Raw genomic sequence first — 7,172 nt, 5'->3', positions numbered from 1 at the left:
TCTTCCCCCTCCTCCCGGCCCGCCGGCGGGGGGGCCGGCCGCCCCCCCAAACACCCCCCCCGCCCCAGGGGGAGACCCCTGGCCCCGACCGTCCTCAATCGCCGGTACATCAAGCCCGTCCGGCGGTTGAGGACAAACCGGCTGCCGGACGCCCCGGGCACCCCCGGACGCACCGTCAGAGGAACACCGACCGCCGCTGAACCAACAACTTGTACAGCGTGTGCTGAATCTGTTCCCGCACCTGATCCGTCAAGTTGAACATCAGCATCGGATCCTCCGCCGCCTCCACCGGATACCCGTCCGTAGAAATCGGCTCCCCGAACTGAATCGTCCACTTCGTCGGCAGCGGAACGGCGCCCAACGGTCCCAGCCAGGGAAACGTGGGTGTGATCGGGAAGTACGGAATCCCCAGCACCCGCGCCAGCGTCTTCGCGTTGCCGATCATCGGGTAGATCTCCTCCGCCCCCACGATCGAGCACGGCACGATCGGCACCCCGGCCCGCAGCGCCGTCGACACGAAGCCGCCCCGCCCGAACCGCTGCAGCTTGTACCGATCGCCGAACGGCTTGCCGATGCCCTTGAAGCCCTCCGGCATCACGCCGACGACCTCGCCCTGCCTCAACAGCCGCTCCGCGTCCTCCGCGCAGGCCAGCGTGTGCCCGGCCTTCCTGGCCAGTTCGTTCACCACCGGCATCATGAACACCAGGTCCGCGGCGAGCAGCCGTAGATGCCGGCCGGCCGGATGGGTGTCGTGCACGGCGACCTGAAGCATCAGCCCGTCCAGCGGCAACGTCCCCGAGTGGTTGGCCACGATCAGTGCCCCGCCGTCCGACGGGATGTTCTCGATGCCCTTCACCTCGACCCGGAAGTACTTCTCGTACATCGGTCTCAGCACCGACATCAGAACCTGATCGGTGAGCTCCTTGTCGTACCCGAACTCGTCGACCTCGTACTCACCGGTGACCCGCCGCCGCAGAAACGCGAGCCCACCCGCGATCCGCCGGTCCCAGCCGCCGCGCCGAGCCCCTTCGTGAGCCTGCACACCACCCACCCCCCGCACCGCCTCCTGGGCCTGCACGGCGTCCTGCTGCCCCGGCAGGGCACTGAGGGCCGCGGTGCCCACCGCGGGCCCCGCCGCCCTCCGACGGGCGGACCGCTGCGCGCCACCCGACCGTGAACGGTCGTCATCGAACGGAATGACCTTGGCATCCGCCATCGTCGGTGCGCTCCTCTACCTGGCGCCGGGAGTCGGTTGTGTGTCGCCTGCCCCGGTGCTCACCGGAACCTCGCCGGTCCCACCGGCGAACGGCAGCGCCGCAAGCCGGTCGACGGCCCTGCCCACCGTCTCGGGCGGCAGCAGTCCGGGACCCAGGCCGCGCGCGAACGCGGCGAACGTCTCCGCGGTGGTGAATCCCGGGTGGAAGCCCAGCGTCTCGCGCATCTGGACGGTGGAGACCACCCTGCCATGCGTGAGCAGCCGGATCTGCTCCGGCGAGAAGTCCGTCATGCCGATCGTACGGAGCGCCTGGCCCACCCAGGTGACGGCGGGCAGGGGCACCGGCATCGTCGGCCTCCCGAGCCGCCGCGCGCACTGCGAGAGCAACAACACCCCGTCGCCGGCGATATTGAACGTGCCGCTGTTCAGCGTCCCGCGCCGCGGCTCGTGCGAGGCGATCCTCAGTACGCCGATGACATCGTCCTCATGCACGAACTGGAGCCGTGGGTCGTACCCGAACACCGTCGGCAGCACGGGCAGTGCCAGGTAGTCGGCGAGCGGCGAGTCCGCGTCCGGCCCCAGGATGTTCGCGAACCGCAGCACGCACACGGCCACGTCGGGCCGGCGGCGCGCGAAGCCCCGTACGTATCCCTCGACCTCCACCGCGTCCTTCGCGAAGCCCCCGCTCGGCAGGGACTTGGGCGGGGTGGTCTCGGTGAAGACCGCCGGATCCCGCGGCGCGGAGCCGTACACACTCGTACTGGACTTGACCACCAGCCGCCGGACCGTCGGCGACTTCTGGCAGACACCGAGCAACTGCATGGTGCCGATGACATTGGTCTCCTTGACGGTGGTCCGGCCGCCCGCGCCGAGCGTCTTGCCGCTGACGTCCAGATGCACGACCGTGTCGACGGCGTGCGCGGCCAGGACTCTGGCGATCGCGGGCTGACGGATGTCCACACGTACGAAGTCGGCGTCACCCAACTGTTGCGACGGCGCGACCGCGTCCACGGCGATCACCCGGTCCACGTCCGGATCACGCTGGATGCGCCGCACGAATCGGCCGCCCAGTTGCCGGGCCGCTCCCGTGACGAGCACGACCTTCCCCAAGATCAGCGCCTTCCGTCGAAGAGGTTTCCCCTGGCCGTCACCGTAGCGGGTGGATGTTGCCCTGGGATGACTGTGCGGCGGCCTTCTGCCGAGTCTTTGGCCCAAATGTGCGTCACCAGGCCCACACACGCCCGCAGCGGCACCCTCCCGCAAACGCACCGCAGCCCTCCCGCCGAATCGGCGGGAGGGCTGCGGATTCACGAACTGCGTTCGCTTACTTCTTGTTGCGACGCTGAACGCGCGTGCGCTTGAGCAGCTTGCGGTGCTTCTTCTTGGCCATCCGCTTGCGCCGCTTCTTGATAACAGAGCCCACGACTACCCTCGCTCACTTCTCTTCACTGGTGCGGGGCGTCTGGGCCCACACGACCTACGTCGGCCTAGCCTACCCGCCACCGCGTGAGGGGCGTAATCCGAGGTGACCGTCAGGCGGACTCCACCCCCACAAAGGACTCGCGGAGATACTCGTGAACCGCTTGCTCCGGGACCCGGAAGGACCTGCCCACCCGGATCGCCGGCAGATGACCACTGTGCACCAAGCGGTACACGGTCATCTTCGACACGCGCATGACCGAGGCGACTTCCGCCACGGTCAGAAACTTGACCTCGTTGAGAGGCCTCTCGCTGCCAGCACCAGCCATGACCCACCTGTACCTTCCGCGCGAGACGCGCACCGGCTTCCCCTCCGGTGACTCTTCGTCGTTGTGCGCTCACTCCCCAGATTAGGGGCGGGTGATGCGAGTGGGGAAGAGGAGGGACCATCGGCCGCCTACTGTGACAGACACGCCCGATTGAGCACATAGCGAGTAAGCGGCCGGTAGTAAGCGGACGGCACGGCGTCGTCGAGCGGAACGGCGACCGAGACCCGCCCTTCGGCCTCCCCGACGAACAGCGCGGGATCGTCCGTATCCGCCAGACCGATTGCCTCAATGCCCAACTGACCTGCGCCGCAGACCCAGCCGTGGTCGCCGACAACCAACTCCGGAAGTCGCCCGTGGACCATCACCGCCGCCTCCAGTGCGACCCGGACCGGCAGCGGCGAGTGGGTATGTGCGCCCGGCTCACCACCGTGGGGCCGCACGCCGGGTTCGCGCACCATGGCGACTCCCCGTACGTAGTCGAGCCTGTACGTGCGTACGCCGAACCGGGTCGTTATGTCGATACATCTCCCCTGCGCGGGGGTGAGTACGGCACACCCCGCCGCCGACATGGCGTCTGCCAGCGCGACGTAGAACCCGAGCAACCGGTGCGGATGACCGGTCCCGAACAGCACCGGCGCCCGCCGGACCGCCGCGCTCGACAACCGCTGGGCAAACGCGTCCAGACCGGCCAACGTCCGCTCCGGATCGATCACATCAGGACCCGCAACGTGGGCGGGATCGTTCGAAACCCCGCACTTGTCGGCCATCAGCCGAAGCAGATCGGGCGCCTCCCACCCCCATGCGGGGTCGAGCCCGAGCATCACCCGCGGATCCCTGGCCGCGAACAGCCGATAGCTCCGCAGACTCACCTCCCGCGAGGTGGCCACGGGCCCGGCCAGCCGGGCCGACAGCAGATGCGCGCGCAGCGCTCCGGTGCTCAACACCCTGCCGATGCTGCCTCAATCACCCGGACGGAGGGCCAAAAGAGAGGTCGGGCCCCACAGTTGGCGTAACCCCGCCCCCACCGCCGCGCGGAAACGGCCGAACCGGACCGCTCCCGCCCGCCTCAGGCCAGCAGCCCCCGCAATGGGAACGCCGCCCGCCTGGTCGCCCGCACCGCCTGATCCAGCCGGTCCGCCGGGTCGTACCCCGCCTCCCACGGCTGCCACGACGGCATACGTCCGTCGGTCATCCGGCCCGGTCCCAGCTGCCGGGTCCGGGCATAGACCTCGTCCTGCCACGAGGAAGGAATCACCGCCTCGGGGTCCACCGGCGCATGCGCGGCGATCCCCACCAGATGGGTCCAGGACCTCGGCACCACATCGACGACCGCATACCCGCCCCCGCCGAGCGCCACCCACCGCCCGCCCTCCGCGTACGCGTGGGCAAGCTCATGGCACGACTCCATGACCGCCCGCTGCGCGTCCAGCGACACCGCCAGATGCGCGAGCGGATCCTCGAAGTGCGTATCGGCCCCGTGCTGGGTCACCAGCACCTGCGGCCGGAAGTCCGCGATCAGTTCCGGCACCACCGCGTGGAAGGCCCGCAGCCACCCCGCGTCCCCCGTGCCGGCGGGCAGTGCCACATTCACCGCGGCCCCCTCCCCCGCACCGGAACCGGTCTCCTCCGGCCAGCCGGTCTGCGGGAAGAGCGTCCGCGGATGTTCGTGCAGCGACACGGTCAGAACCCGCGGGTCCTCCCAGAACGCGGCCTGCACCCCGTCACCGTGGTGGACGTCCACATCGATGTACGCGACCCGCTCCGCACCCAGCTCCAGCAGCCGGGCAATGGCCAGCGCCGGGTCGTTGTAGATACAGAACCCCGCCGCACCGCCCGGCATCGCATGGTGCAGCCCGCCCGCGAAGTTCACCGCATGTGCGGTGTCCCCGCGCCACACCGCCTCGGCGGCGGCCACCGACTGCCCGGCGATCAGCGCCGACACCTCGTGCATCCCCACGAACGCCGGATCGTCCATCGTCCCGAGCCCGTAGTTCTGATCGGCCGCCCGGGGATCCGCGGAGGCCGCCCGTACGGCTGCCACGTAGTCCTCACGGTGCACGAGCCTCAGCGTGGATTCCCCGGCCGGCTTGGCGGCCACCACATCCACCGCCTGGTCGAGACCGAACGCCCGCACCAGCCCCATCGTCAGGGCAAGCCTGACGGGGTCCATCGGATGACTGGCCCCGAAGTCGTATCCCGTTACTGCGTCATCCCACATCAACTGTGCGCGGCCGCTCATGCCCGCCACCGTATCGGGCAGACTCCGAACCGAACGACTTGGCGTACGCGAGCGTCGCGAGCACCAGCGCCATCGGGACAAGCATCGCGCCCCGGTAGCTCCACGCGTCCCCGAGCGCACCCACCAGAGGCGACCCCACCAGGAACCCCAGATAGTTGAAGACATTCAGCCGGGCGATCGCCGTGTCGCTCGCCCCCGGGAACATCCGCCCGGCGGCCGCGAACGTCTGCGGAACGATCACACAGAGCCCGAGCCCCAGCATGGTGAACCCGAGCATCCCGATCCACGCCCCGGAAGCCACCGCCACCACCGCGAACCCGGCCGCGGCCAGCACACTCCCGAACCGCACGACAGCCACAGCTCCGAACCGTCGCACCCCGAAGTCCCCCACGGCCCGCCCCAGCAGCGTCGTCACCATGTAGACGTTGTACGGAACGGTCGACAGCTGCTCGGAACTCCCCAGCACGTCCTGCAGATACTTCGCACTCCAGTTGGAGACCGTCGAATCCCCGATGTACGCGAAGCTCATCACCAGACAGAGCGGCATCAGCAGCTTGAACGAGACGGAGCCACCCTGACGCTCTGCCTCCGGCCCGTCGCCCTCAGCCCTCCCCCCGACGTACCACCGGCTCCCGATGAACGCGGCAGGCAGCAGCAGGACGACCGCGGGAAGGTACGACACCAGCAGCGTGAGATCCCAGTGCGCCCCGGCCCACGCCATCGACGCCCCGGCGATCCCGCCCAGGCTGTACGCGGCGTGGAACCCGAGCATGATGCTGCGCCCGTACGCCCGCTGGAGGCTGACCCCCATCATGTTCATGGAGGCGTCGAGCGCCCCGACGGACAGTCCGAATACCCCGAGTGCGACGGCTGACTGCCACAGCTCGCTGCCGGCCCCGACACCGAGCAGCGCCAGCAGCACCACGGGCTGCGCCCACCTCAGTACGCCCCGGGGCCGCACCCGCGCGACCACCTTCTCGGTGACCACGCTGCCCACACCGGCCAGGATCGGTACGGCGGCAAGGAACACGGGCAGCAGCCCGTCGGATATCCCGTACCGGTCCTGAATGGCAGGAATACGCGTCACGAGCAGGGCAAAGGTGACCCCTTGCACGAAGAAGCTCAACGCCAAGGAGGCCCTACCGTGCCGCAGCCGCGCATCCGTCATGGCCGCAGCGTAGGGCCCTGGCCTACCCATGGGTAGATGGATCAGGCGAGCAGTTCCCGCAGTTGGGCCATGTCGGAGAAGTGCCCGGTCACCCCGGCGAGCCGGTCGGCGGGCATCACCGACGTGAACCCGTACACATCCATCCCCGCGGCCCGTGCCGCCTCCACCCCGAGCGGGCTGTCCTCGATGACGACACACCTCTCGGGCGGAACGCCCATCCGCTCAGCGGCGAGAAGGAACAGATCGGGTGCCGGCTTCCCGTGACCGACGTCCTCCACGCTGAAGATCCACTCCTCCTCGAACCACTGGTCGAGCCCGGTCTTGCGGTGCCCGACCCGGATCCGTTCGTGGCTCCCGGAGGAGGCGACGCAGTACGGCACACCGTCGGCGACGAGCTTTCCCAGCACGTCGTCGATTCCTTCGACCGGTTCCAGCTCCTCCTGGAACGCGGCGAAGATCCGGGACTGGAGCGTCTCGTCGAAGTCCGCGGGCAGCTTCTCCCCGGTCCTTTCCTCGACGAGGTCGTGCACCCGGTGCACGGCGGACCCCATGTAGTCACGGAGTGATTCCTCGTACGAGGTGGGGTGACCGAGCTCGGTCAGGTAGCCGGAGAGGATGGCGTTGGAGATCGGCTCACTGTCGACGAGCACACCATCGTTGTCGAAGATGACCAGTTCGTAGCGCATGGTTCGAGCCTAGACGCTCAGAACGCAGAAAAGCCCCGTGCCACAAGGGCACGGGGCTTTCCCGGAATAATTGTTCGGCGGCGTCCTACTCTCCCACAGGGTCCCCCCTGCAGTA

At 69.0% G+C, this 7,172-nt stretch carries 8 protein-coding genes; all 8 read right to left on the bottom strand.

All coding sequences use genetic code 11. The annotated features are described in order from the left end of the window. Window positions 1-175 precede the first annotated feature (175 nt). The 8 genes from AB0N06_RS37630 to AB0N06_RS37595 all read right to left on the bottom strand — a co-directional run bounded on the left by AB0N06_RS37630 (window position 176) and on the right by AB0N06_RS37595 (window position 7,057). Entirely contained in the window at window positions 176-1,216 is a 1,041-nt protein-coding gene (locus tag AB0N06_RS37630; RefSeq protein ID WP_366139176.1) for a lysophospholipid acyltransferase family protein, read from the bottom strand. 15 nt (window positions 1,217-1,231) lie between these two features. After that, window positions 1,232-2,326 (bottom strand): NAD-dependent epimerase/dehydratase family protein, encoded by a 1,095-nt coding sequence (locus AB0N06_RS37625; protein ID WP_366139175.1) that lies wholly within the window; start codon window positions 2,324-2,326, stop codon window positions 1,232-1,234. A 214-nt stretch (window positions 2,327-2,540) separates the two neighbouring features. Further along, on the bottom strand, window positions 2,541-2,639 hold the full coding sequence (locus AB0N06_RS37620) for an AURKAIP1/COX24 domain-containing protein (RefSeq protein ID WP_003948845.1): 99 nt from the start codon (window positions 2,637-2,639) through the stop codon (window positions 2,541-2,543). 109 nt (window positions 2,640-2,748) lie between these two features. Then, window positions 2,749-2,964 (bottom strand): helix-turn-helix domain-containing protein, encoded by a 216-nt coding sequence (locus tag AB0N06_RS37615; RefSeq protein WP_266984444.1) that lies wholly within the window; start codon window positions 2,962-2,964, stop codon window positions 2,749-2,751. Window positions 2,965-3,092: 128 nt separating this feature from the next. Beyond that, on the bottom strand, window positions 3,093-3,908 hold the full coding sequence (locus tag AB0N06_RS37610; protein WP_366139174.1) for a phosphatase: 816 nt from the start codon (window positions 3,906-3,908) through the stop codon (window positions 3,093-3,095). 122 nt (window positions 3,909-4,030) lie between these two features. Beyond that, on the bottom strand, window positions 4,031-5,203 hold the full coding sequence (locus AB0N06_RS37605; protein WP_366139173.1) for an acetoin utilization protein AcuC: 1,173 nt from the start codon (window positions 5,201-5,203) through the stop codon (window positions 4,031-4,033). Further along, window positions 5,172-6,371 carry an MFS transporter gene (locus AB0N06_RS37600; RefSeq protein ID WP_366139172.1) on the bottom strand — a complete coding sequence of 400 codons (1,200 nt, stop codon included), beginning with the start codon at window positions 6,369-6,371 and terminating at the stop codon, window positions 5,172-5,174. The genes AB0N06_RS37605 and AB0N06_RS37600 overlap by 32 nt, the downstream gene beginning before the upstream one ends. 41 nt (window positions 6,372-6,412) lie before the next feature. Then, on the bottom strand, window positions 6,413-7,057 hold the full coding sequence (locus AB0N06_RS37595; protein ID WP_366139170.1) for an HAD family hydrolase: 645 nt from the start codon (window positions 7,055-7,057) through the stop codon (window positions 6,413-6,415). Window positions 7,058-7,172: the final 115 nt, after the last annotated feature.

The sequence above is a fragment of the Streptomyces sp. NPDC051020 genome (genome assembly GCF_040683105.1).
Lineage (GTDB): Bacteria > Actinomycetota > Actinomycetes > Streptomycetales > Streptomycetaceae > Streptomyces.
The sequence above is the reverse complement of the archived record's forward strand: the minus strand, read 5'-3'. Positions and strand labels throughout refer to the sequence as shown.